General features: G+C 70.7%; 22 protein-coding genes and 1 pseudogene. 19 read left to right on the plus strand and 4 right to left on the minus strand.

Annotated elements, in window-relative coordinates:
* The first annotated feature begins 113 nt into the window (after positions 1–113).
* Positions 114–1,532, plus strand: a complete 1,419-nt coding sequence (locus AFM16_RS22415; protein WP_078634422.1) for a DUF2252 domain-containing protein — start codon at positions 114–116, stop codon at positions 1,530–1,532.
* Positions 1,533–1,553: 21 nt separating this feature from the next.
* Here AFM16_RS22415 and AFM16_RS22420 read toward each other — a convergent pair whose 3' ends face one another.
* The gene (locus AFM16_RS22420; protein ID WP_078634423.1) at positions 1,554–2,816 is read right to left on the minus strand and encodes a chloride channel protein; all 1,263 of its coding nucleotides are present in this window, start codon (positions 2,814–2,816) and stop codon (positions 1,554–1,556) included.
* A 221-nt stretch (positions 2,817–3,037) separates the two neighbouring features.
* On the opposite strand from AFM16_RS22420, the pseudogene AFM16_RS22425 reads away from it, so the two are divergent.
* Positions 3,038–3,488 (plus strand): annotated as a pseudogene (locus tag AFM16_RS22425) (flavoprotein); the annotation flags it as partial.
* Between the two features lie 54 nt (positions 3,489–3,542).
* On the opposite strand, the gene AFM16_RS22430 reads toward AFM16_RS22425, so the two are convergent.
* Positions 3,543–3,980 carry a hypothetical protein gene (locus AFM16_RS22430; protein WP_010353923.1) on the minus strand — a complete coding sequence of 146 codons (438 nt, stop codon included), beginning with the start codon at positions 3,978–3,980 and terminating at the stop codon, positions 3,543–3,545.
* Between the two features lie 611 nt (positions 3,981–4,591).
* On the opposite strand from AFM16_RS22430, the gene hemL reads away from it, so the two are divergent.
* The 8 genes from hemL to AFM16_RS22475 all read left to right on the plus strand — a co-directional run bounded on the left by hemL (position 4,592) and on the right by AFM16_RS22475 (position 12,823).
* Positions 4,592–5,911: a glutamate-1-semialdehyde 2,1-aminomutase gene (hemL, locus tag AFM16_RS22440; protein ID WP_030790376.1), complete on the plus strand. Its 1,320-nt coding sequence runs from the start codon at positions 4,592–4,594 to the stop codon at positions 5,909–5,911.
* Positions 5,908–6,609 carry a histidine phosphatase family protein gene (locus tag AFM16_RS22445; RefSeq protein ID WP_030790373.1) on the plus strand — a complete coding sequence of 234 codons (702 nt, stop codon included), beginning with the start codon at positions 5,908–5,910 and terminating at the stop codon, positions 6,607–6,609. Before hemL ends, AFM16_RS22445 begins: the two co-directional genes overlap by 4 nt.
* Positions 6,610–6,756: 147 nt before the next feature.
* Positions 6,757–8,073: a polysaccharide deacetylase family protein gene (locus AFM16_RS22450; protein WP_078637053.1), complete on the plus strand. Its 1,317-nt coding sequence runs from the start codon at positions 6,757–6,759 to the stop codon at positions 8,071–8,073.
* Positions 8,074–8,162: 89 nt separating this feature from the next.
* On the plus strand, positions 8,163–8,789 hold the full coding sequence (locus tag AFM16_RS22455; RefSeq protein ID WP_030790368.1) for a TlpA family protein disulfide reductase: 627 nt from the start codon (positions 8,163–8,165) through the stop codon (positions 8,787–8,789).
* Between the two features lies 1 nt (position 8,790).
* The gene (locus tag AFM16_RS22460) at positions 8,791–9,564 is read left to right on the plus strand and encodes a cytochrome c biogenesis CcdA family protein (protein ID WP_030790366.1); all 774 of its coding nucleotides are present in this window, start codon (positions 8,791–8,793) and stop codon (positions 9,562–9,564) included.
* Positions 9,565–9,567: 3 nt separating this feature from the next.
* Positions 9,568–11,283 (plus strand): cytochrome c biogenesis protein ResB, encoded by a 1,716-nt coding sequence (gene resB / locus AFM16_RS22465; protein ID WP_078634424.1) that lies wholly within the window; start codon positions 9,568–9,570, stop codon positions 11,281–11,283.
* On the plus strand, positions 11,280–12,365 hold the full coding sequence (gene ccsB / locus AFM16_RS22470; protein ID WP_078634425.1) for a c-type cytochrome biogenesis protein CcsB: 1,086 nt from the start codon (positions 11,280–11,282) through the stop codon (positions 12,363–12,365). Before resB ends, ccsB begins: the two co-directional genes overlap by 4 nt.
* 53 nt (positions 12,366–12,418) lie before the next feature.
* Complete coding sequence (locus tag AFM16_RS22475; RefSeq protein ID WP_030790359.1) at positions 12,419–12,823, plus strand: SRPBCC family protein; 405 nt, start codon at positions 12,419–12,421, stop codon at positions 12,821–12,823.
* 6 nt (positions 12,824–12,829) lie between these two features.
* Here AFM16_RS22475 and AFM16_RS22480 read toward each other — a convergent pair whose 3' ends face one another.
* Positions 12,830–13,288, minus strand: a complete 459-nt coding sequence (locus AFM16_RS22480) for a nucleoside deaminase (protein ID WP_078634426.1) — start codon at positions 13,286–13,288, stop codon at positions 12,830–12,832.
* Between the two features lie 114 nt (positions 13,289–13,402).
* Here AFM16_RS22480 and AFM16_RS22485 point away from each other — a divergent pair, with 114 nt between their 5' ends.
* A complete protein-coding gene (locus AFM16_RS22485) occupies positions 13,403–14,170 on the plus strand; it encodes a CDP-alcohol phosphatidyltransferase family protein (RefSeq protein ID WP_030790354.1) in 768 nt (255 codons plus the stop codon).
* Between the two features lie 668 nt (positions 14,171–14,838).
* On the opposite strand, the gene AFM16_RS22490 is transcribed toward AFM16_RS22485, so the two are convergent.
* Positions 14,839–15,219 (minus strand): PLD nuclease N-terminal domain-containing protein, encoded by a 381-nt coding sequence (locus AFM16_RS22490; protein ID WP_030790351.1) that lies wholly within the window; start codon positions 15,217–15,219, stop codon positions 14,839–14,841.
* Between the two features lie 89 nt (positions 15,220–15,308).
* Between AFM16_RS22490 and AFM16_RS22495 the strand changes: the two genes are divergently transcribed.
* The 8 genes from AFM16_RS22495 (at position 15,309) to AFM16_RS22530 (ending at position 21,833) form a co-directional block, all read left to right on the plus strand.
* A complete protein-coding gene (locus AFM16_RS22495) occupies positions 15,309–16,760 on the plus strand; it encodes a menaquinone biosynthesis decarboxylase (protein WP_078634427.1) in 1,452 nt (483 codons plus the stop codon).
* Complete coding sequence (gene mqnP, locus AFM16_RS22500) at positions 16,757–17,659, plus strand: menaquinone biosynthesis prenyltransferase MqnP (protein WP_078634428.1); 903 nt, start codon at positions 16,757–16,759, stop codon at positions 17,657–17,659. Before AFM16_RS22495 ends, mqnP begins: the two co-directional genes overlap by 4 nt.
* 101 nt (positions 17,660–17,760) lie before the next feature.
* The gene (locus AFM16_RS22505; protein ID WP_078634429.1) at positions 17,761–18,423 is read left to right on the plus strand and encodes a UbiX family flavin prenyltransferase; all 663 of its coding nucleotides are present in this window, start codon (positions 17,761–17,763) and stop codon (positions 18,421–18,423) included.
* Between the two features lie 83 nt (positions 18,424–18,506).
* Positions 18,507–18,962, plus strand: coding sequence for an Lrp/AsnC family transcriptional regulator (locus AFM16_RS22510; protein WP_030790339.1), 456 nt, complete (start codon positions 18,507–18,509; stop codon positions 18,960–18,962).
* Between the two features lie 38 nt (positions 18,963–19,000).
* The gene (mqnE, locus tag AFM16_RS22515) at positions 19,001–20,164 is read left to right on the plus strand and encodes an aminofutalosine synthase MqnE (RefSeq protein WP_030790336.1); all 1,164 of its coding nucleotides are present in this window, start codon (positions 19,001–19,003) and stop codon (positions 20,162–20,164) included.
* A gap of 56 nt (positions 20,165–20,220) precedes the next feature.
* Positions 20,221–20,745 carry a GNAT family N-acetyltransferase gene (locus tag AFM16_RS22520; RefSeq protein ID WP_030790333.1) on the plus strand — a complete coding sequence of 175 codons (525 nt, stop codon included), beginning with the start codon at positions 20,221–20,223 and terminating at the stop codon, positions 20,743–20,745.
* 84 nt (positions 20,746–20,829) lie between these two features.
* The gene (locus AFM16_RS22525; protein ID WP_030790330.1) at positions 20,830–21,129 is read left to right on the plus strand and encodes a DUF4229 domain-containing protein; all 300 of its coding nucleotides are present in this window, start codon (positions 20,830–20,832) and stop codon (positions 21,127–21,129) included.
* A 59-nt stretch (positions 21,130–21,188) separates the two neighbouring features.
* Positions 21,189–21,833, plus strand: coding sequence for a TetR/AcrR family transcriptional regulator (locus AFM16_RS22530; protein ID WP_030790327.1), 645 nt, complete (start codon positions 21,189–21,191; stop codon positions 21,831–21,833).
* The last annotated feature ends 17 nt before the right edge of the window (positions 21,834–21,850 follow it).

The raw sequence follows: 21,850 nt of genomic DNA on the forward strand, positions 1-21,850 counted from the left end.
CGGCCACCGCCCCCCACCTCATCGGCACCCCCCGGGCCCCCTCCCAAGATCCCGACTCGCCGCCCCCCACCCCCACAGCTACCTTGGAAGACTCATAGGCGGGAGCGTCTGCCATGACCGAGAAACTGCCCACCGGGCACGACCTGCGGTACCGCACCCCGAGGGAGCGGGCCGAGGTGGGGCGGGCCGCGCGGACCGCCGTACCGCGTTCCAGCCACGCGGAGTTCAGCCCGCCGCCCGACCGCGAGGACCCGGTGGACATCATCGAGGCCCAGTCGGCGCGACGGCTCCCCGAACTCGTACCGATCCGCTACGGCCGGATGAGCGAGTCGCCGTTCCGCTTCTACCGCGGTGCCGCCGCCATCATGGCCGCGGACCTCGCCGACACCCCGCGTACCGGCCTCAGGGCCCAACTCTGCGGCGACGCCCACATGTTGAACTTCCGCCTGCTCGCCTCCCCGGAACGCCGGCTGATGTTCGACATCAACGACTTCGACGAGACCCTCCCCGGCCCCTGGGAATGGGACGTCAAGCGCCTCGCCGCGAGCCTCGTCATCGCGGCCCGCGCGAACGGCTTCGACACCAGGGAACGCGCCTCCGTGGTCCGCGACACCGTCCGGTCGTACCGCGAACGCATGCGCGCCTACGCCCAGATGGGCAACCTCGACGTCTGGTACACCCGCTTCGAGGCGGACGAGCTGGCGACCCATTTCGCCCCGGAGATGGGGTCCAAGGGCACGCGGATGTGGGAACGGGCCAGGGCGAAGGCCCAGTCCCGCGACTCGCTCCAGGCATTCGAGAAGCTCACCCACGTCGTCGACGGACACCGTCGCATCGCCCCCGACCCACCCCTGCTGGTCGGCCTGGAGGACCTCCTGCCGTCGGCCGAACGACACGTCCTGGAAAGGGAGATCAGCCTGCTCGTCCAGCACTACAGCCAGTCCCTCCCGACCGACCGCCGCTTCCTCCTGGAGACGTACCGGCTCGCCGACATCGCCCGCAAGGTCGTCGGCGTCGGCAGCGTCGGCACCCGCTGCTGGATCGTCCTGCTGCTCGGCCGCGACGACGAGGACCCGCTGTTCCTCCAGGCCAAGGAGGCCGACGAGTCCGTCCTCGCGCCCTACGCCGGCGCCACCCGCTTCGACACCCAGGGCGAACGGGTCGTCGCCGGCCAGCGGTTGATGCAGGCCACCAGCGACATCTTCCTCGGCTGGGAACGCACCACCGGCATCGACGGCCGCAGCCGCGACTTCTACATCCGCCAACTGCGCGACTGGAAGGGCATCGTGGTCGCCGAGAACCTGTCGCCGAAGCGGATGACCCTCTTCGGGCGGCTGTGCGGCGCCACCCTGGCCCGCGCCCACGCCCGCTCCGGCGACCGCATCGCCATCGCCGCGTATCTCGGCGGCGGCGACGTCTTCGACCGCGCCCTCGCCGAGTTCGCCGAGCTGTACGCGGACCAGAACGAGAAGGACCACCAGACCCTGGTCGACGCGATCGGCACGGGCCGCGTCACGGCGGAGGAGGCCTGAGCCCCGGTCCGCCCGGCCCGCTCACGGCGTCGCCGCCGCCTTCGGCCCCTGCGGCAGCAACTCGGTCAAGGTGAACGACAGCACGGCCGCCAGCACCACCAACGCCACCGTCTCCACGTTCCCCAGCAACAGGACGACCAGGACCACCCCGCTGACCGGCAGCCGCAGGGCCGCCGCCACTGCCGCCGCCATCCCGGCCGCCATGGCCGGCACCAGCCCGAACCCGGGCAGCGGCGAGAGCAGCACACCGGCCGCCCCGCCGAGGAACAGCGCGGGGAAGACGGGACCGCCGCGCAGCCCGCCCAGACAGAGCGCGTACGCGAGGGACTTGAACACCAGCACCGCGACGAGCGCACCGATCGGCCAGGCGTGCGGATCCTGGGCCAGCTCGCCGAGCGTGCTCTCCCCGGACAGCGCGACCTCGGCGGGGGAGCGCCCGGTGGTGAGGGAGTACAGCGCGACGCACACGGCCACCCCCAGCGCGCACAGCGTGGTGTTCCGCACCGTCCGGGAGGCCACGAACCGGATCGTGTACCGCCCGACGACGAAGATCCAGTGCACCAGCAGCGCGACGACGGGCGCCGTCACCAGCACCCACAGCACGTCCCCCACGTCGAGCGGCGGCGGTTTGGGCAGCCCGATGTCGAGGCTGCCGGTCTCCAGCCCGGTCCAGTGCCCGAACCCGGTGAACACGAGGTCCCCGACCCCGCTGGCCAGCAGCGCGGGCAGCATCACCGCGAAGAGCTGCGGCCCGCCGACCCCGGCCACCTCCATCAGGAGTACGGCACCGACGACCGGGTTCCCGAACAGCGCCGAGATCGCCGCGGCGGAGCCGGCCGCGCCGAGCAGCGCGGTGCTGGCCTCGGTCTGCGGCGCCCGGACCAGACTCGCGCTCAGCAGGGCCAGCCCGCCGCCGAGGGCGATCAACGGCGCCTCCGGCCCGAGCACGACCCCGAGCGGCAACCCGACGAGCGCGGCCGCGACAACCCCGGGCAACGCCTCTTTCGTGACCCCGCCCGCATGCAGCCCGGCCGCCGGCACATGCCCACCCCGCCCGGGCAGCCGTACGACGACCACCCCGACGACGACACCCGCCACCCCCAGCAACGGAAACCCCCACCACCAGGGCGCCCGCTCCCAGCCCAGCGCCTCCGGCCACGTGGTCCACATCAGCCGCTCGAGCTGATGGAGCGCCACAAGAAACCAGTAGGCGACGAGCGCCACGGGAATCCCGATCAGCCCGCAGAACACCAGCGCCTTGCGATATTCGGGCCGCCGCAACATGTCCCGCAACAGATCGGCCTCACCGGGCTGCCCCCCACCGGCCTGCGCCTCGGTCCCGACGATGAGGCCCTCCCAACAACGACACGAACAGAACAAAACACCCCAACCGACCCAGAGGCTACCGCCCCCACCCCACCCCCAAGACCAACCAAAACCACCACTACTCCAGATGCCCCCCGAAGAACCGCTCCCCACAGAAGCAGAAACAACAACGGCACGCCGCCGCGCAGGAGCGGCGCTGGGATGTCGGTGTGATCGCCACCCCGCAGGGGCTGGGCTTCCTCGATGCCGAGGCGGTCGAGGCCAGGACCGGCTATCCGGTCCGTTCCGGCTGGCGCAAGCCGGGGGAGGCCCGTCCGTTGCCGCCCGCGGATGCCATCGCCGTCGCGCCGGCCACCTTCAACACGGTCAACAAGTGGGCCGCCGGGATCTCCAACACCCTCGCCCTGGGTGCTGTGCGAGGCGTACGGCATGGGTGTGCCCACGGCCGTCCTGCCGTACCTGAACACGGCCCAGGCCGCTCACCCCGCCTACCGCCGGAGCCTGGACCAGCTTCGGGAGATGGGGGTTCTGGTCGGTGGCTATGAGCCGCACCGGCCCAAGGCGGGCGGCGGTGCGGATCGCTTCCGTTGGGACGAGGCCCTGGATCTGCTGGAGCCCCGGCTCAGTTAAGAAAAGAGAAGGGCGAGGTCCGAAGACCTCGCCCGACAGGTGTGAGACCCCGGCTCAGGGCCAGACCAGGCAGTACGGCTGGTGTCCCGCCTCGTGCAGGCGGTGGCTGAAGTCCTGCCACTCGTGGAGGAGCTGGTACACGTTGAACGCGTCCCGCGGACCCCCGCGGTCCGGGACCGTCGACCAGATGAAGGCTGCCGCGCCCACCGCCTCCTCGCCGATGTCCCGCAGGGGGTCGACGACGGTCATGGGGAGTTTCACCACCGCGTAGTCGGGGTGCAGGACGACCAGTTCGAGCGGGGGCACCTTGTGCAGGGGGACGCCCTCGATGCCGGTCAGCACCATCGCGGCCATCGTCTCCGGCTTGATCTTGGTGAACATGCCGTTCATGCCGAGTTCGTCGCCGCCGAGCTCCTCGGGGCGCATCGAGATCGGGACGCGGGCCGCGGTCGCGCCGTCCGGCGCGCCGAAGTACTTGTACGTCACCCCCACCCGACCACCATTCCTGCTCCCCGCCCGGAGGCGATCGGCCCGCCGGTCGACTCGCCGGTCGTTCGGCTCGGGCTCATTCGGTCCACCCTGATTCGCACCCGGGTGGTTCACACCTTGGTTCACACCTGGGTTCTGACGTGCTTCGTCGGCTTCCTCCCTGTTGCGCCGGTGCCTTCCCCGCTGGGCACGTCGAGGACCAAGGTCGTCAGTCCCCTCGCCCAGTCCGCCACCGCGATGCATATCTCCACCCGACTGCTTTTCTAGGACGCGAAGCCCCGGCCGCGCAACCCGATCATCGTGTCAGTGACCTCCCCCACGGCCGCTCGCCGAAACGTGCGCTGAAACACCTGTCCGCAGGATCTTCGCAGCCCGGCGCCCCACCGTCGCTGTGATCTGCGCCCGGCCGCGTCTCTCGGGTCACAGTTTCGCAGATGACGGGCGAGCGCGACCGGATCTCCGGAGAGGACGAAGATCCGCACCCCCGGACCAGCCGGGCCGCAGCCAGGCCCCGTCCAGCGCCCCCGCGGCATCACCAGCCCCCTGCCCTACCCTGGGAAGTCACTGGCAACCGGAGTCCAGCAAGTCGGAGAAGGTCGGAGAAGTCGCAGGTCATGAGCGAACTGCCCTATTCATACGATGCGCCTGTCTCGCAGGCACTGTTCGACCGAGCGGCTGCCGTCACCCCGGGCGGAGTGAACTCCCCGGTCCGCGCCTTCCGCGCGGTCGGCGGTACGCCCCGGTTCATGGTGTCCGGCAGTGGTCCTTATCTCACCGACGCCGACGGCCGTGAGTACGTCGACCTGGTGTGCTCCTGGGGCCCGATGATCCTCGGGCACTCCCACCCCGAGGTCATCGCCGCGGTCCAGGAGGCCGTGGCGCGCGGTACGTCCTTCGGTACGCCCGGTGAGGGCGAGGTGCTGCTCGCCGAGGAGATCGTCTCCCGGGTCGAGCCCGTGGAGCAGGTGCGGCTCGTCTCCAGCGGCACCGAGGCCACCATGTCCGCGATCCGGCTCGCCCGCGGCTTCACCCGCCGCACCAAGGTGATCAAGTTCGCCGGCTGCTACCACGGCCACGTCGACTCGCTGCTCGCCGCCGCCGGCTCCGGTGTGGCGACCTTCGCGCTGCCCGACACCCCGGGTGTCACGGGCGCCCAGGCCGGCGACACGATCGTCCTGCCGTACAACGACCTGGAGGCCGTGCAGGAGGCGTTCCACCGGCACCCGGGCGAGATCGCCTGTGTGATCACCGAGGCGTCCCCGGGCAACATGGGCGTCGTTCCGCCGCTGCCCGGCTTCAACCAGGGGCTCAAGGACACCTGCGCCACCAACGGCGCGCTGTTCATCTCCGACGAGGTCATGACGGGCTTCCGCACCAGCCGCGCCGGCTGGTACGGCATCGACGGCGTCCGCCCCGACCTGATGACCTTCGGCAAGGTGATGGGCGGCGGCTTCCCGGCGGCGGCGTTCGGCGGCCGCGCCGACGTGATGGAGCACCTCGCCCCCGCCGGGCCCGTCTACCAGGCCGGCACCCTCTCCGGGAACCCGGTCGCCACCGCCGCCGGGCTCGCCCAGCTCCGGCTGCTCGACGACGCGGCGTACGCGAAGGTGAACGCGGTGTCCGAGCAGATCCAGGCGCTGGTCTCCGAGGCGCTGACCAAGGAGAGCGTGACCCACACGCTCCAGAGCGCGTCCAACATGTTCTCCGTCTTCTTCACGGACCGCCCGGTCCGTTCGTACGAGGACGCGAAGGCGCAGGAGTCCTTCCGCTTCACCGCCTTCTTCCACTCGCTGCTGGCGAACGGCGTGTACCTGCCGCCGTCGTCCTTCGAGTCCTGGTTCGTTTCCACGGCCCACGACGACCGGGCCATCCAGCGGATCGCCGACGCCCTTCCGGCGGCGGCCCGAGCGGCTGCGGAGGCCACTGCGGCATGACCACCACCGACAAGGACCTCACCGTCGTCCACCTGATGCGGCACGGCGAGGTCGCCAACCCGGACGGCGTCCTGTACGGCCGGCTGTCCGGCTACCACCTCTCCGAGCTGGGCCGGCAGATGGCCGACCGGGTCGCCGAGCACCTCTCCTCCCGCGACGTCACCCATGTCGTGGCGTCCCCGCTGGAGCGGGCGCAGGAGACGGCCACCCCGATCGCCAAGGCGCACGGCCTGGACCTCGCCACCGACGGGCGGCTCATCGAGGCCGACAACGTCTTCCAGGGCAAGACCTTCGGCGTGGGCGACGGGGCGCTGAAGAAGCCGGAGAACTGGAAGCACCTCGTCAACCCGTTCAAGCCGTCCTGGGGCGAGCCGTACGTCGACCAGGTCGTCCGGATGAAGGGCGCGCTGGACGCCGCCCGCGACCGGGCGCGCGGCCACGAGGCGGTGCTGGTCAGCCATCAGCTCCCGATCTGGATCGTGCGGTCCTACGTCGAGCGCCGCCGGCTCTGGCACGACCCGCGCAAGCGGCAGTGCACGCTGGCCTCGCTGACGTCGTTCACGTACCGCGGCGACACGATCGTCTCCGTCGGCTACTCCGAGCCCGCCATCGACCTCGTCCCCGAGCATCTGCGGGCCGGCGCCAAGCCGGTGAAGGGGAAGAACAACACGGGGCAGGGCAAGGCGTTCGGCGCCTGAGACACGAAGACCCCGGGCGCCGACAGCACCCGAACACACGTTGCTTCTGCGTACGTCTGTTACGAAACCGGTAACCGCCGACGGAACCGCCGCGTTCGTCGTGTCCTCTGAATGGGTGACATCAGAGGACCGACGAACGAGGACGCCATGCGCACGATCACCCGAAGGGGAGCACTCGGACTCGGCGCCGGAGCCGCGGCCGCCGCCGGTCTCACGGCCTGCGGCAGCCTCTCGGGTTCGGACGGCGGCGGTTCCGGCGACGGCGCCAAGGGCTCGGGGAAGGGGAGGAAGGATCCTTCCGGCAGCCCCAGCCCCTCGGCCACCGCCCGTCCCATCGGGGACGGCTCCACCTCCTTCACCGGCAAGCAGCCCCACCAGCCCGCCAGGCCGGAGCCGCTGGAGCCCGGTCAGGAACCGCCCCAGTTCGTCGTGTTCTCCTGGGACGGCGCGGGCGAGGTCGGCAACGGCCTCTTCCCCCGCTTCCTCGACCTCGCCAAGGAGCACGGCGCGTCGATGACGTTCTTCCTCTCCGGGCTCTATGTGCTGCCCGAGTCGAAGAAGCGGCTCTACGACCCGCCGAACAACCCGCGCGGCGCCTCCGACATCGGCTACCTCACCGACGAGCACGTCCGGATGACGCTCACCAACGTGCGCCGGGCGTGGCTGGAGGGCCACGAGATAGGCACCCACTTCAACGGCCACTTCTGCGGCGGCTCCGGCTCCGTCGGCAACTGGACCTCGGCCCAGTGGCGCAGCGAGATAGACCAGGCCAAGTCCTTCGTGAAGGAGTGGCGGACCAACACCGGCTGGACCGACCTGCCGTCGCTGCCCTTCGACTACGACAAGGAACTCGTCGGCGGCCGCACGCCCTGTCTGCTCGGCCAGGACAGCCTGCTGCCCACCGCCCGCTCCCTCGGCTGGCGCTACGACGCCTCCTCGCCCGGCGGCCGCCAGGTGTGGCCGACGAAGAAGGACGGCATCTGGGACCTGCCGCTCCAGCAGATACCGTTCCCCGGCCGCGGCTTCGAGGTCCTCTCCATGGACTACAACATGCTGGCCAATCAGTCGGTCAACTCCACGAACGCCCCCAGCCACAACTACCCGGGCTGGCGCAAGCAGTCCGCCCAGGCGTACATACAGGGATTCAAGCGGGCATTCGAGACGAACCGGGCGCCGTTCTTCATCGGCAACCACTTCGAGCAGTGGAACGGCGGCATCTACATGGACGCCGTCGAGGAGGCGTTCAAGCACATCGCCCGGGAGAAGGAGAAGGGTGCCGACGTACGCCTGGTCTCCTTCCGGCAGTTCACCGACTGGATCGACGTACAGAAGCCCGAGGTCCTCGACAAGCTCCGCACCCTGGACGTCGGACAGCGCCCGGCCGACGGCTGGCAGGAGTTCACGAAGGGCGCCGCGACCACCACCTCGACCCCCACCTCCAGCACCTCCGCGAACGCCGCCTGAAATACGGATCTCCCCCCACAAGGGGCCCCACAAGGGCCCCACAAGGGGGGTGCGCAAGATCCCCAGAACGGGCATGCGAAACTTTTCACATGAGTGCCGCCAGCCGCGCCCCCCAGCGCTCGAAGCCCCGGATCCGCTCACGCCGCGCCGCCCTGACCGGCGCCGCCGCGACGGCGGCACTGCTGCTCTCCGCGTGCGGTTCCGGAGGGACCGCCGGCGGCGGGGGCGACACCAAGTTCGTCCTCGGCAAGGACGGCATCTCCACCGTCGCGAAGGGGAAGCGGTCCGCGCTCCCCGACCTGTCCGGTGAGACCGTCGACGGCGGACAGCTCGACGTCGGCAGCTTCAAGGGCAAGGTCGTCGTCCTGAACGTCTGGGGCTCCTGGTGCGCCCCCTGCCGTGCCGAGGCACCCAACTTCGAGAAGGTCCACCAGGACCTGAAGGCCGACGGCGTGCAGTTCGTCGGCATCAACACCCGGGACAACGGCACCGACAAGGCGCTCGCCTTCGAGAAGCAGCAGGGCGTCACCTACCCCAGCCTGTACGACCCCACGGGCAAGCTGATGCTCCGCTTCGAGAAGGGCACGCTCAACCCGCAGGCCATCCCCTCCACGCTCGTCATAGACCGGGAGGGAAAGATCGCCGCCCGCTCCCTGGCCGCGCTCAGCGAGGACAAGCTGCGCAAGATGATCGCCCCGGTCCTCGCGGAGAAGTGACGTGAGCGCACTCACCACCCTGGCCGCGGCGACCGACCCCAACCAGACGGTGCTCAGCGGCGCGCTGCTGCTCGCCCTGCCCATCGCCCTCCTCGGCGGCCTGGTCTCCTTCTTCTCCCCGTGCGTCCTGCCGCTCGTCCCCGGCTACCTCTCGTACGTCACCGGGGTCGCCGGCACCGACCTGGCCGAGGCCCGGCGCGGCCGGATGGTCGCCGGCGCCTCCCTCTTCGTCCTCGGCTTCACCGCCGTGTTCGTCTCCGGCGGGGCCCTCTTCGGCTACGCGGGCGACAGCCTCCAGGCCAACCGCGACGTCCTGTCCAAGGTGCTCGGCGTCCTGATGATCCTCATGGGCGTCTTCTTCATGGGCCTGATGCCCTGGATGACCCAGCGTGAGTTCCGCTTCCACCGCAGGCCCGCCACCGGACTCGTCGGAGCGCCCCTGCTCGGCGCGCTGTTCGGCATCGGCTGGACGCCGTGCATCGGCCCGACCCTCGCCTCCGTGATCGCCCTCTCCTCGCAGCAGGGCAGCGCGGGCCGCGGTGCCATACTGACCGTCGCCTACTGTCTCGGCCTCGGCGTGCCCTTCGTGCTCGCCGCGGTCGCCTTCCGCAAGGCGCTCGGCGCCTTCGGCTGGGTCAAGCGGCACTACGTCTGGGTGCTGCGGACCGGCGGCACCATGATGATCGTGACCGGTGTGCTGCTGCTGACCGGCACGTGGGACCGCCTCGTGCAGGACATGCAGTCCTGGTCCGCCGGCTTCACTGTGGGGATCTGATCCATGAGCACAACCGCTACGACCGGTGAGACGCCGTCCGCCCCGGACGACCAGGACCTCGGCGCCGCCGGCTCCCAGCTCTCCACCGCCCCCGTCGAATCGCTCACCGGCGCACCCGGCCTCGGCGTGATCGGCTGGGCCCGCTGGTTCTGGCGCCAGCTCACCTCCATGCGGGTCGCGCTGCTGCTGCTCCTGCTGCTGGCGCTCGGCGCGATCCCCGGCTCACTGATCCCGCAGTCCGGCAGCGACGAGACGAAGGTCGCCGAGTTCCGCCGGGCCCACGAGACCCTCGCGCCGCTCTACGACCGGCTGGGCCTCTTCCACGTCTACAGCTCGGTGTGGTTCTCCGCGATCTACATCCTGCTGTTCGTCTCCCTCATCGGCTGCATCGTGCCCCGCACCTGGCAGTTCGTCGGCCAGCTCCGCAGCCGCCCGCCGGGCGCCCCCAGACGCCTCACCCGGCTGCCGGCGTACACCACCTGGCGCACCGACGCGGAACCCGAGCAGGTCCGCGAGGCCGCGCTCGCCCTGCTGAAGAAGCGCCGCTTCCGCGCGCACCTCGCCGGTGACGCCGTCGCCGCCGAGAAGGGCTACCTCCGCGAGGTCGGCAACCTCGCCTTCCACATCGCGCTGATCGTGATGCTGGTCGCCTTCGCCTGGGGCCAGCTCTTCAAGTCGGAGGGCAACAAACTGATCGTCGAGGGCGGGGGCTTCGCCAACACCCTGATCTCCTACGACGACTTCAAGTCCGGCAACCTCTTCTCGGCCGACGACCTCACGCCGTTCAGCTTCTCCCTGGACAAGTTCACCGGCACGTACGAGACGACCGGCCCCAACAAGGGCACCGCGCGCACCTTCCAGGCCGCCCTCACCTACAGCGAGGGCGCCTACGGCAAGGACCGCAAGACCCTCGTCAAGGTCAACCACCCGCTGGAGATCGGCGACTCCAAGGTCTACCTCACCGCCCACGGCTACGCGCCCGTGGTGACGGTCCGCGACGGCAAGGGCGACGTCGTCTACCGCGACGCCGTACCGCTGCTCCCGCTGGACTCCAACATCACCTCGTCCGGCGTGATCAAGGTCCTCGACGGCTACAAGAACGCCAAGGGCGTGACCGAACAGCTCGCCTTCAAGGCGTTCTTCCTGCCGAGCTTCGTCAAGGGCATGGAGACGCTCTCCGCCTTCCCCTCCCTGCGCAACCCGGTCCTGAACCTGGAGCCGTACCACGGCGACCTCGGCGTCGACTCCGGCATCCCGCAGAGCGTGTACCAGCTCGACAAGAGGAACATGAAGGAGTTCAAGGACTCCAAGGGCCTCCAGCTCCGGTCGAACCTCAAGCCCGGCGACACCATGACCCTGCCGGGCGGCGCCGGTTCGATCACCTACGAGGGCACCAAGGAGTGGGCGAACTTCCAGATCACCCAGCAGCCCGCCAGCGGCTGGGCCCTGACCGGCGCGCTCGCCGCGATCTTCGGCCTGGCCGGCTCCCTGTTCATCCAGCGCCGCCGGGTGTGGGTGCGCGCGGTACGCGGCCCGGACGGCGTCACGGTCGTCGAGATGGCGGGCCTCGGCCGCAGCGAGTCCGCCAAGGTGCCGGAGGAACTCGGCGCCCTGGCCGAGATCCTCTACGACCGCGCCCCCGGCGCCCCGGACGCCGATCCGGACCCCGACGATTCCCCCGATCCTCACGCCGTACCTGCCGAAGGGGCTGAGAAGTGACTCTCGCCGCCGCCACCAACGAGAACCTCGCGAACATCAGCAACACGCTGATCTACTCCGCGATGGCCGTCTACACCCTGGCCTTCTTCGCGTACATCGCCGAATGGCTCTTCGGCAGCCGCAGCAAGGTCGGCCGTACCGCCGCCGCGCTCACCGCCGGCGCGCGGGCGAAGGGCAAGGGCCCGGCCGTCACCGTGCGGAAGAACGGCGGCGCCACCGCCGTACTGGAGCGTCCGCAGGTCGTCGTCCGCTCCTCCTCCGGCACCCGGGACGTGCCCGACGGGCCGGGCGCGCACGGCGGGGACGAGCAGGGCGACATGTACGGCCGGATCGCCGTCTCCCTCACGGTGCTCGCGTTCCTGGTCGAGCTGGGCGGCGTGATCGCCCGCGCGGCCTCGGTGCAGCGGGCGCCCTGGGGCAACATGTACGAGTTCAACATCACCTTCTCCACGGTGGCGGTCGGCGTGTACCTCGCGCTGCTGGCGCTGAAGAAGAACGTGCGCTGGCTCGGCCTGTTCCTGATCACCACGGTCCTGCTCGACCTCGGCCTCGCGGTGACCGTCCTCTACACGGCGAGCGACCAGCTCGTCCCCGCGCTGCACTCGTACTGGCTGTACATCCACGTCTCCACCGCGATCTTCTGCGGCGCGGTGTTCTACGTCGGCGCGGTCGCCACGATCCTCTACCTCTTCAAGGACTCGTACGAGAACAAGCTCGCGTCCGGCGGCACGCCGGGCCGGTTCGCGAACTCGGTCCTGGACCGGCTGCCCGCCGCCGCCTCCCTCGACAAGTTCGCCTACCGGGTGAACGCGGCCGTCTTCCCGCTGTGGACGTTCACGATCATCGCGGGCGCGATCTGGGCGGGCGACGCGTGGGGCCGCTACTGGGGCTGGGACCCCAAGGAGACCTGGTCCTTCATCACCTGGGTCGCCTACGCCGGCTATCTGCACGCCCGCGCCACGGCCGGCTGGAAGGGCCGCAAGGCCGCCTATCTGGCGCTGGCCGCCTTCGGCTGCTGGCTGTTCAACTACTACGGCGTGAACATCTTCGTCAGCGGCAAGCACTCGTACGCGGGCGTCTGACCAGCCCCTCCGTACGGCGTGCACCGGCTCCGGCCAGGGTTCACGCTGGTGTCATGACCGGTTCCGTCGAACAGGGCACCAGCCAGACCCACGGGAACACGCACATCCTGCACTTCCTGGTCCGGCTGCCCCGGCCCATGGAGGCCGTCTGGCCCGCGCTGACCACCCCGGAGGGCATCGGCGGCTGGTGGACCGGCGTCGACCTGCTCGAACCCCGGCTCGGCGGCGCGGTCGCGCTGCGCGGGCCGGGGCGCGGCGAGATCACCGCGTGGGACGTGGACCGGGTCGCCGAGTACGCGCTGGAGGGCGGCCGGATCCGCTTCCACCTGGAACGGGACGGCGACACGGGGTCGGCGCTGCGCTTCACGCACGAGTTCCGCGAGTCGCGCGGGGACGGCGAGGCGGTGTGGAGGGCACGGTTCGAACGCCTGATCGACGTGGTCGAGGGGTCGCCCTAGCCCCGCTCACTCCCCGATGTCCTCGTTCCACAGGGCGGGGTGCTCCGCGATGAAGTCCCGCATCAGGGCGACGCACTCGGGGTCGTCCAGGAGCACGATCTCCACGCCGTGCCCGGCCAGCCAGTCGTGGCCGCCGTGGAAGGTGACCGCCTCCCCGACGACCACCCGGGAGATGCCGAACTGCCGGACCAGCCCCGAGCAGTACCAGCACGGCGAGAGGGTCGTGACCATCGTCGTGCCCCGGTACGACCGCTGCCGGCCCGCCGCGCGGAACGCCGCCGTCTCCGCGTGCGTGGACGGGTCGCCGTCCTGCACCCGCCGGTTGTGACCCCGCCCGAGCAGCGTGCCGTCCGGGCCGTAGAGCGCGGCGCCGATCGGGATGCCGCCCTCGGCGAGCCCGGCCCGGGCCTCGGCGAGGGCGGTTCCGAGCCAGCGGCGGGCGGTGTCGTCGTCCAGATCAGTCATGACGTCACTGTGCCGTGGAAGCGCCCGTTCCCGCACAACCGCCCCGCCGTATCGGCCTCTTGGGGGCTCGCCTAGCCTGGCCCGGTCATCGTGGGGCGTGTGGGAGGAACGGTCATGGTTGCTGCTCCGGTGCTGGAGGAGCTGCGGGAGGTCTGCCAGCCGCAGGCCAAGCTGGCGAGCCGCAACGGCGAACACTGGGCGGGCCGGCTGTACATGCGCCGGGTGTCGCTGCGGTTCACCCGTCAGCTCGTGCGCACGCCGGTCACGCCGGACCAGCTCACCTGGACGATGGTGGTGTGCGGGATCCTGTCCGGCGCGGCGCTGCTGATACCGGGGCTGACCGGTGCGGTGCTCGCCGCGCTGTTCATGCAGCTCTTCCTGCTCTTCGACTGCGTGGACGGCGAGGTCGCCCGCTGGAAGGGGCAGAACAGCGCGACCGGCATCTACGTCGACCGGCTCGGCGCCTATCTGGCCGACGCGGCGCTGATGACCGGCATCGGCTTCCGCGCGGCGGAGTCCGGGCTCGGCGGCTGGCTGTCGCTGGGGCTCGCGACCGCGCTGGGCGTCGTCCTGCTGAAGGCGTCGACCGACCTGGTGGACGTGGCCCGGGCCCGGCGCGGGCTGGCCGTCGCCGACGACGAGGCCGCCGCGCCGCGTTCGCAGGGCGTCGCGTCGGTGCGCAGGCTCGCCGCCGCGTTCAAGATCCACCGGGTGACCAACGGCATCGAGGCGTCCCTCGTCCTCCTGGTCGTGGCCTTCGCCGACGCGGCGACGGACTCCCTGGACCCGACCCGCTGGACCCTGGCCGCCATCGCCACGATCACCTGGCTGATGGTCCCGGCCCACCTGCTGTCGATCCTGTCGTCGTCCCGCCTGCGCTGAGCCACTCCTCACCCTGGCCGGGCGGGCCGTCGGCTTCCGCGTGGGGCGGGCCGTTGCCACGCGATCCGGCGGGCGCCGTCGCGGCGCGGGCGGGGCATGATCCGCGCGTCGAGTGGGGGTGCGTCGCGGCCGTCGCCGGGCCGTGTCCGTCGGCCGGGCGTGGGCCGTCCGGCTTCCGCGTGCGGCGGGGTCGGCGCCGTGCGATCCGGTGGGCGCCGTCGCGGTGCGGACCACGCACGAACCGTGCGTTGTGTGCGGTGTGCAGGAGACGCGTCGTCGCCGGGCTGGTCCCGTCGGCCGGGCGCGGGCCGTCCGGCTTCCGCGTGCGGCGGGGTTGGCGCCGTGCGATCCGGCGGATGCCGTCGCGGTGCGGACCACGCACGAACCACGCGTTGTGTGCGGTGTGCAGGAGACGCGTCGTCGCCGGGCTGGTCCCGTCGGCTTCCGCGTGCGGCGGGGTTGGCGCCGTGCGATCCGGCGGGCGCCGTCGCGGTGCGGACCGTGCACGAACCGCGCATCGGGTGGGAGGAGGGTCTCGCCGTCGCCGGGCCGTCGGCTTCCGCGCGGTGGGGTCGGTGCCATGCGAGCCGGCCGACGCCCGTCGCGGCGCGGGCCGCGCGCGTCGTCGGGCCGGGGCCGTCGGCGATGGGGCCCGGTGGAGGGGGCGGTCAGTCGCCCTTGGGTTCCTCGTCCGAGGCGCGGCGCTTCAGTTCCTCCTCGCGGCGGCGGAGGTCGGCCTCCCAGTCCTTGAGGAGCTGTTCGTCCTTGTCGTCCTTGTCGAGGGACTTGAGGAACTCCGGGTTGTCGTCCGGGGCGACGAAGCGCTGGTTGCGGTGCCACTCCGACGGCGTGCGGCCCTGCTCCGGGGGCGTGCGGACCTTGCCCGCGGCGAGCCAGGCGATCGGGCCGACGATCCAGAAGAGCAGGACGATGAACACCCAGACGATCTTCGGCAGATGGCGTGCCTCGTCCTCGGGTGTGTTCAGGCAGTCGATCAGCGCGTAGATCGTCAGCGCCAGCGGCACGAGATACATCAGCAGCCTGAGCATGGAGTACAGCCCCCTGGGTGGTGGCGGGGCCCGCTCGTGTCCGGCCCCGGTGACGGGCTCAGGGTAGCCGCTCGGCGATACTGGGTCGCATGGCTTACGACGATCTTCGTTCCCTGCTCAGGGCACTGGAACGCGAAGGCGACCTCAAGCGCGTCAAGGCCGAGGTCGATCCGTACCTGGAAGTCGGGGAGATCGTCGACCGGGTGCAGAAGGCGCAGGGCCCCGCGCTGCTCTTCGAGAACGTGAAGGGCTCCGACCTCCCCCTCGCGATGAACGTCTTCGGCACCGACCGCCGCCTGCTCAAGGCCCTCGGCCTGAAGTCGTACGCGGAGATCTCGGAGAAGATCGGCGGCCTGCTGCGCCCCGAGCTGCCGCACGGCTTCGTCGGTGTGCGCGAGGCGTTCGGCAAGCTCGGCGCGATGACGCACGTACCGCCGAAGAAGGTGAAGGACGCGCCCGTGCAGGAGGTCGTCCTGCACGGCGACGACGTGGACCTCGACCGGCTCCCCGCCCTCTTCACCTGGCCGCAGGACGGCGGCTCCTTCTTCAACCTGGGCCTGACCCACACCAAGGACCCCGAGTCCGGGATCCGCAACCTCGGGCTGTACCGCCTCCAGCGCCACGACCGGCGCACGATCGGCATGCACTGGCAGATCCACAAGGACAGCCGCAACCACTACCAGGTGGCCGCCCGCCGCGGCGAACGGCTGCCCGTCGCCATCGCCTTCGGCTGCCCGCCCGCCGTCACCTACGCCTCCACCGCGCCCCTGCCCGGTGACATCGACGAGTACCTGTTCGCCGGGTTCCTCGCGGGCAAGCGGATCGAGATGGTCGACTGCAAGACGGTCCCGCTCCAGGTCCCGGCCAACGCCGAGGTCGTCCTCGAAGGCTGGCTGGAGCCGGGCGAGATGCTGCCCGAAGGCCCCTTCGGCGACCACACCGGCTTCTACACCCCGCAGGAACCGTTCCCCGCGCTCACCATCGACTGCGTGACGATGCGCAGAAGGCCGTTGCTCCAGTCGATCGTGGTGGGCCGCCCGCCCACCGAGGACGGTCCGCTGGGCCGGGCCACGGAGCGGTTCTTCCTGCCGCTGCTGAAGATCATCGTCCCGGACATCGTGGACTACCACCTGCCCGAGGCCGGCGGCTTCCACAACTGCGCGATCGTCTCGATCGACAAGAAGTACCCCAAGCACGCCCAGAAGGTCATGCACGCGGTCTGGGGCGCCCACATGATGTCCCTGACCAAGCTGATCGTGGTCGTGGACTCCGACTGTGACGTCCACGATCTGCACGAGGTCGCCTGGCGGGCGCTCGGCAACACCGACTACGCCCGTGACCTGTCGGTCGTGGAGGGTCCGGTCGACCATCTCGACCACGCCTCCTACCAGCAGTTCTGGGGCGGCAAGGCGGGCATCGACGCGACGCGCAAATGGCCCGAGGAGGGGTACACACGGGACGGCGGCTGGCCCGAGATGGTGCTGTCCGACCCGGAGACGGCCGAACGAGTCACGAAGCGTTGGAAGGAATACGGACTGTGACCAGCGCCTCCGCCGCGATCCCCCAGCCCGGTCGCACCAGGGCCTTCCTGCGCCTGGTGATGATCGAGCACTCGGTCTTCGCCCTGCCCTTCGCCTACATCGCCGCGCTCACCGCGATGTTCGAGCTGGACGGCAACATCCACTGGGGCAAGCTGCTGCTCGTCACCGTCTGCATGGTGGGTCTGCGCACCTTCGCCATGGCGGTGAACCGGATCATCGACCGCGAGATCGACGCCCGCAATCCGCGCACCGCCCACCGTGAACTGGTCACCGGCGCCGTGTCGGTGAAGCACGCCTGGACCGGCGCCCTGATCGCCGTCGTGATCTTCCTCGGCTCGGCGGCCCTGCTCAACCCGCTCTGCCTGGCCCTGGCCCCCGTCGCGGTGATCCCGATGGTGGTCTATCCGTACGGCAAGCGGTTCACGAACTTCCCGCAGGCCATCCTCGGTCTCGCCCAGGCGATGGGCCCGATCGGCGGCTGGCTGGCGATCACCGGCGAGTGGTCCTGGGACGCGGTCGTCCTCGGTCTCGCCGTCGGCATCTGGATCGGCGGCTTCGACCTGATCTACGCCTGCCAGGACATCGACACCGACCGCGCGACCGGTGTGCTGTCGGTCCCCGCCCGCTTCGGCGTCCCGGCGGCGATCCGCTCCGCCCGCGTCTGCCACGCGATCACCACGGCCCTGCTCGTCTGGTACGCCCTGCTGACCGGCGCCGGCGCGTTCTTCTGGCTCGGCCTGGTCGTCGTCGCGGCCGCCTTCGTCTACGAGCACACCATCGTCCGCCCCCATGACCTCACCCGCCTGAACAGGGCGTTCTTCTCCGTCAACGGCTTCATCGGCATCGCCCTGTTCGGGTGCGCGCTCCTGGACCTCCTGGTCCGGGGTCTCACCGTCTGAGCGGGGCGCGGGCCCGGCGACCCCCGCGCGCCCCCACCGGTCCTGAAGACCCTCCCGCCCACCGGTACGCTCAAGGTGTGAACGCAGGAGAAACACAGCGCTTGCCTTGGATCGTGGGGGTGTCCGGGGCGTCCGGTACGCCGTACGCCGCCGCTGTCCTGCGGGCGCTGCTCGCCGGGGGCGAGAGCGTGGACCTGGTGGTCAGCCGGGCCTCGCGGCTCACGCTGCTGGACGAGACGGGGATCGCGTTCCGGGACGCGCACTGGCGGGACGACCTGCGGGAATGGCTGGCGCGGGGGGCCGACGGCAAGCCGGGCACCTTCGACGTCGACGCCGGACTCGACGCGGTGCGGTACTGGAACGCCGGGGACCTCGCCGCGGGCCCGTCCTCGGGGTCGTATCCCGCGAAGGGGATGCTGATCGTCCCCGCCTCGACCGCCTGTGTCGCCGGAGTCGCGCTCGGGCTGTCCAAGGACCTCCTCCAGCGGGCGGCGAGCGTGACGCTCAAGGAACGCCGCCGGCTGGTCGTCGCCGTACGGGAGACGCCGCTGAACGGGCAGACGCTGCGGCATCTCGTCGCCCTCGACGACGCCGGCGCGAGCGTGGTGCCCGCGTCGCCCGCCTTCTACGCGGGCGCCACCCACATCCAGGACCTGGTCGACTTCGTCGCCGGACGGGTGCTCGACGCGGCTGGGGTCGCGCACGGCCTGTACCGCAGGTGGCGGGGCGAACTGGGCGGCGCGTCCGCGCCCCGGGACACATGAGCGCCGCCGGCTGAGCACCGGGAACCTCGCAGTACTCGCAGTACCTCTCATTCCAGGAACTTGATCGGAAGGCTTCGATTCGCATGGACGCGGTGGACAGGCAGCTCATCCAGGCCCTGCGGGAGAACGGCCGGGCCTCCTACGCGGAGCTGGGACGCCTCGTCGGCCTGTCGGGACCCAGCGTCACCGACCGCATCAACCGGCTGGAGGCGGCCGGTGTCATCACCGGCTACCGGGCCACGGTGAACGCCGCCCAGCTCGGCCTGGGCGTCACCGCCCTCATCGGCATCTCCCTCTCCGACGCCGCCGACCACGAGGACGTGGCGAACCGGATGAAGGACCTGAACGAGATCGAGGACTGCTGGTTCATCGCCGGCGACGACTCGTTCATGCTCAAGGTGCGGGCCAACGACGTGGACGGCCTGGAGCGGATCATCCGGCGGCTCAGCGGCACGAAGGGCGTCTCCCGGACCCGTACCACGATCGTGCTCTCCACCAAGTGGGAGAACCGGGTCGGGGATCTCCCGGAAGAGGTCTAGGCGTACGGTTGACGGATCTGCCGAGGAGAGGGAAGAGCATGGACGTCGGGCTCAAGCGCGAGCTGGAGGAGAAGGTCAGGGCCGGTGAGCGGCTGACCCGCGAGGACGGCATCGCGCTCTACGAGTCGGACGACCTGGCCTGGCTGGGCGGGCTGGCCCACGAGGTGCGCACGCGCAAGAACGGCGACGTCGTGCACTTCAACGTCAACCGCCACCTCAACATGACCAACGTGTGCACGGCGTCCTGCGCCTACTGCTCCTTCCAGCGCAAGCCGGGCGAGAAGGACGCGTACACGATGCGCATCGAGGAGGCGGTGAAGCTCGCCAAGGCGATGGAGTCGGAGAACCTCACCGAGCTGCACATCGTCAACGGCCTGCACCCGAACCTCCCGTGGCGCTACTACCCGCGCTCGCTGCGGGAGCTGAAGGCCGCGCTGCCGGACGTCTCGCTGAAGGCGTTCACGGCCACGGAGATCCACCACTTCGAGACGATCTCCGGGCTGTCCGCCTCCGAGATCCTCGACGAGCTGATCGACGCCGGTCTGGAGTCCCTGACCGGCGGCGGCGCCGAGATCTTCGACTGGGAGGTGCGCCAGCACATCGTGGACCACCGCACCCACTGGGAGGACTGGTCCCGGATCCACCGCCTGGCGCACGAGAAGGGTCTCAAGACCCCCTCCACGATGCTGTACGGCCACATCGAGGAGCCCCGGCACCGCGTCGACCACGTGCTGCGCCTGCGTGAACTCCAGGACGAGACGGGCGGCTTCCAGGTCTTCATCCCGCTGCGCTACCAGCACGACTTCGTGGACATGAAGGACGGCAAGGTCCGCAACCGGCTCCAGGCCCGCACCCAGATGGCCACCGGCGCCGAGGCGTTGAAGACGTTCGCGGTCTCCCGGCTCCTCTTCGACAACGTCCCGCACGTCAAGGTGTTCTGGGTCATGCACGGCGTCCAGACCGCCCAACTCGCCCTCCAGCACGGCGCGGACGACATGGACGGCTCGGTCGTCGAGTACAAGATCACGCACGACGCCGACAACTACGGCACCCCCAACAAGCTGACCCGCGAGGACCTGCTCGACCTGATCCGTGACGCGGGCTTCCGCCCGGTGGAGCGCAACACGCGCTACGAGATCATCCGCGAGTACGACGGTCCGGACCCGGAGCGCCGGGAGTCGCCGCAGCCGATGCGGGTCTGAGACGAGGGTCCGGAACGCCGTTGAGGCGAGAGCAGGGTAATGGTTACCCTGCTCTCATGCCCCTTACCTTCACCCTCGACCCGGCCGTCACCCCCGCCCTGCGCGACGGCGTCCTGGACCTGTGGACGGACGTCTCCAACGCGGGCGGGGCGGTCGGCTTCGTCGCGCCGGTCGACCGCGAGCGGATCCGGCCCGAGCTGGTGAAGCACCTCACGGCCATGGCCGAGGGCCGCCACCGGCTGCTCGTCGGCCACGACGAGGACGGCGAGGTCGCCGCCACGGCGTTCCTCGCCTTCAACACCCACCGGCTGATGACCCACTGGGTCTGGCTCTACACGGTGATGGTCCACCCCCGCCACCAGGGCAAGGGCTACGGCCGCGACCTGATGGCGGCCGCCGCCGACGCGGCCCGCGGCTTCGACGGCATCGAGGCCGTACGGCTCTCCTGCCGCGGCGGCCTCGGCCTGGAGCGCTTCTACGCCTCCTGCGGCTACAAGGAGGTCGGCCGGGTTCCCGCCGCGATCCGGGTCGCCCCGGGCGACGACCGCGACGACATCACCCTGCTGCTGCCGCTCGTGTGACCCCGCGCGAAGATCGGCGGTCCGCCGTGCTTCACTGGACATCGGTCCTGTTTGGATACGTTGGATACGGAAGAGTGGGTTGAGATGCTCCGTTACACGCTGATGCGCCTCGGCGTCTTCGCCGGCTGCCTCGGGGTCGTCTGGGGCCTCGTCCACTTCGGCGTCGTCCCGCGCGGCCTCGGCGACTCCAACGGCATGTGGATCATCCTGCTCGCGCTGGTCCTCTCCGCGCCGATCAGCTTCGTCGTCCTGCGCAAGGAGCGTGACCGCGCCTCGGAGACGGTCGTGCGCCGGGTGGACCGGATGAAGGCCAATCTGGAGGCCAGCCGCTCCCAGGAGGACGCGGCGACGGACACCGCGCACGCCCAGGGTCAGGCTTCCTGACGAAACTGCTGTCGGCCGGAAGGGAGTTGTCCCCCGCCCGGCCCGATTAGGCTTGCCCCATGGGTGCCGTGAAGACCAAGCGGATGCCGCGTGCGGTCCGTGAACAGCAGATGCTGGACGCCGCCGTGGAGATCTTCGGCCGGCGCGGCTACATGGCCGCGTCCATGGATGAGATCGCCGAACTGGCGGGCGTCTCCAAGCCGTTGGTGTATCTGTACCTGAACTCCAAGGACGACCTCTTCACCGCCTGCATCCGGCGGGAGGCCCAGGCCCTGGTGGCGGCCGTACGCTCCGGCATCGGACCTGACCAGAGCGCCGACCGCCAGCTCTGGGACGGTCTGCTCGCCTTCTTCGCGCACACCGGCGCGCACCCGCTGTCCTGGTCCGTCCTGCACCTCCAGGCCCGCACCCACGGCGAGACGTTCGCCGCCGAGGTGACCGCGATGCGCGAGGAGATCGTCGCGTTCGTGACCCAGCTCATCGTCGTCGCCGCACGCGAGGCGCACCGCGATCCCGATCTGCCCGAGCGCGAGGTCGCCGGTCTCGCCGAGGCCCTGGTCGGCGCCGCCGAGTCCCTCGCGGCCTGGGCCAACGCCAGCGACTCCGTCACCCCGCGCCAGGCGGCGGCCACCCTGATGAACTTCGCCTGGGCGGGCCTGTCCGACCTGATGCGGGGCAACGCCTGGAATCCTCCGGCGGCTTGAGGCTCACGCCGGCTGCC

This window comes from Streptomyces antibioticus (assembly GCF_002019855.1).
Classification (GTDB): domain Bacteria; phylum Actinomycetota; class Actinomycetes; order Streptomycetales; family Streptomycetaceae; genus Streptomyces; species Streptomyces antibioticus_B.

What these genes read in the sequence shown, in the direction of transcription:
- AFM16_RS22415 (WP_078634422.1), top strand. Translation starts at nt 114, where the DNA reads ATGACCGAGAAACTGCCCACCGGGCACGACCTGCGGTACCGCACCCCG.
- AFM16_RS22495 (WP_078634427.1), top strand. Translation starts at nt 15,309, where the DNA reads ATGGCTTACGACGATCTTCGTTCCCTGCTCAGGGCACTGGAACGCGAA.
- AFM16_RS22525 (WP_030790330.1), top strand. Translation starts at nt 20,830, where the DNA reads ATGCTCCGTTACACGCTGATGCGCCTCGGCGTCTTCGCCGGCTGCCTC.
- resB (WP_078634424.1), top strand. Translation starts at nt 9,568, where the DNA reads ATGAGCACAACCGCTACGACCGGTGAGACGCCGTCCGCCCCGGACGAC.
- AFM16_RS22485 (WP_030790354.1), top strand. Translation starts at nt 13,403, where the DNA reads ATGGTTGCTGCTCCGGTGCTGGAGGAGCTGCGGGAGGTCTGCCAGCCG.
- AFM16_RS22480 (WP_078634426.1), bottom strand. Translation starts at nt 13,288, where the DNA reads ATGACTGATCTGGACGACGACACCGCCCGCCGCTGGCTCGGAACCGCC.
- AFM16_RS22455 (WP_030790368.1), top strand. Translation starts at nt 8,163, where the DNA reads ATGAGTGCCGCCAGCCGCGCCCCCCAGCGCTCGAAGCCCCGGATCCGC.
- AFM16_RS22450 (WP_078637053.1), top strand. Translation starts at nt 6,757, where the DNA reads ATGCGCACGATCACCCGAAGGGGAGCACTCGGACTCGGCGCCGGAGCC.
- hemL (WP_030790376.1), top strand. Translation starts at nt 4,592, where the DNA reads ATGAGCGAACTGCCCTATTCATACGATGCGCCTGTCTCGCAGGCACTG.
- AFM16_RS22530 (WP_030790327.1), top strand. Translation starts at nt 21,189, where the DNA reads ATGGGTGCCGTGAAGACCAAGCGGATGCCGCGTGCGGTCCGTGAACAG.
- AFM16_RS22510 (WP_030790339.1), top strand. Translation starts at nt 18,507, where the DNA reads ATGGACGCGGTGGACAGGCAGCTCATCCAGGCCCTGCGGGAGAACGGC.
- AFM16_RS22445 (WP_030790373.1), top strand. Translation starts at nt 5,908, where the DNA reads ATGACCACCACCGACAAGGACCTCACCGTCGTCCACCTGATGCGGCAC.
- AFM16_RS22490 (WP_030790351.1), bottom strand. Translation starts at nt 15,219, where the DNA reads ATGCTCAGGCTGCTGATGTATCTCGTGCCGCTGGCGCTGACGATCTAC.
- AFM16_RS22420 (WP_078634423.1), bottom strand. Translation starts at nt 2,816, where the DNA reads ATGTTGCGGCGGCCCGAATATCGCAAGGCGCTGGTGTTCTGCGGGCTG.
- AFM16_RS22520 (WP_030790333.1), top strand. Translation starts at nt 20,221, where the DNA reads ATGCCCCTTACCTTCACCCTCGACCCGGCCGTCACCCCCGCCCTGCGC.
- mqnE (WP_030790336.1), top strand. Translation starts at nt 19,001, where the DNA reads ATGGACGTCGGGCTCAAGCGCGAGCTGGAGGAGAAGGTCAGGGCCGGT.
- AFM16_RS22475 (WP_030790359.1), top strand. Translation starts at nt 12,419, where the DNA reads ATGACCGGTTCCGTCGAACAGGGCACCAGCCAGACCCACGGGAACACG.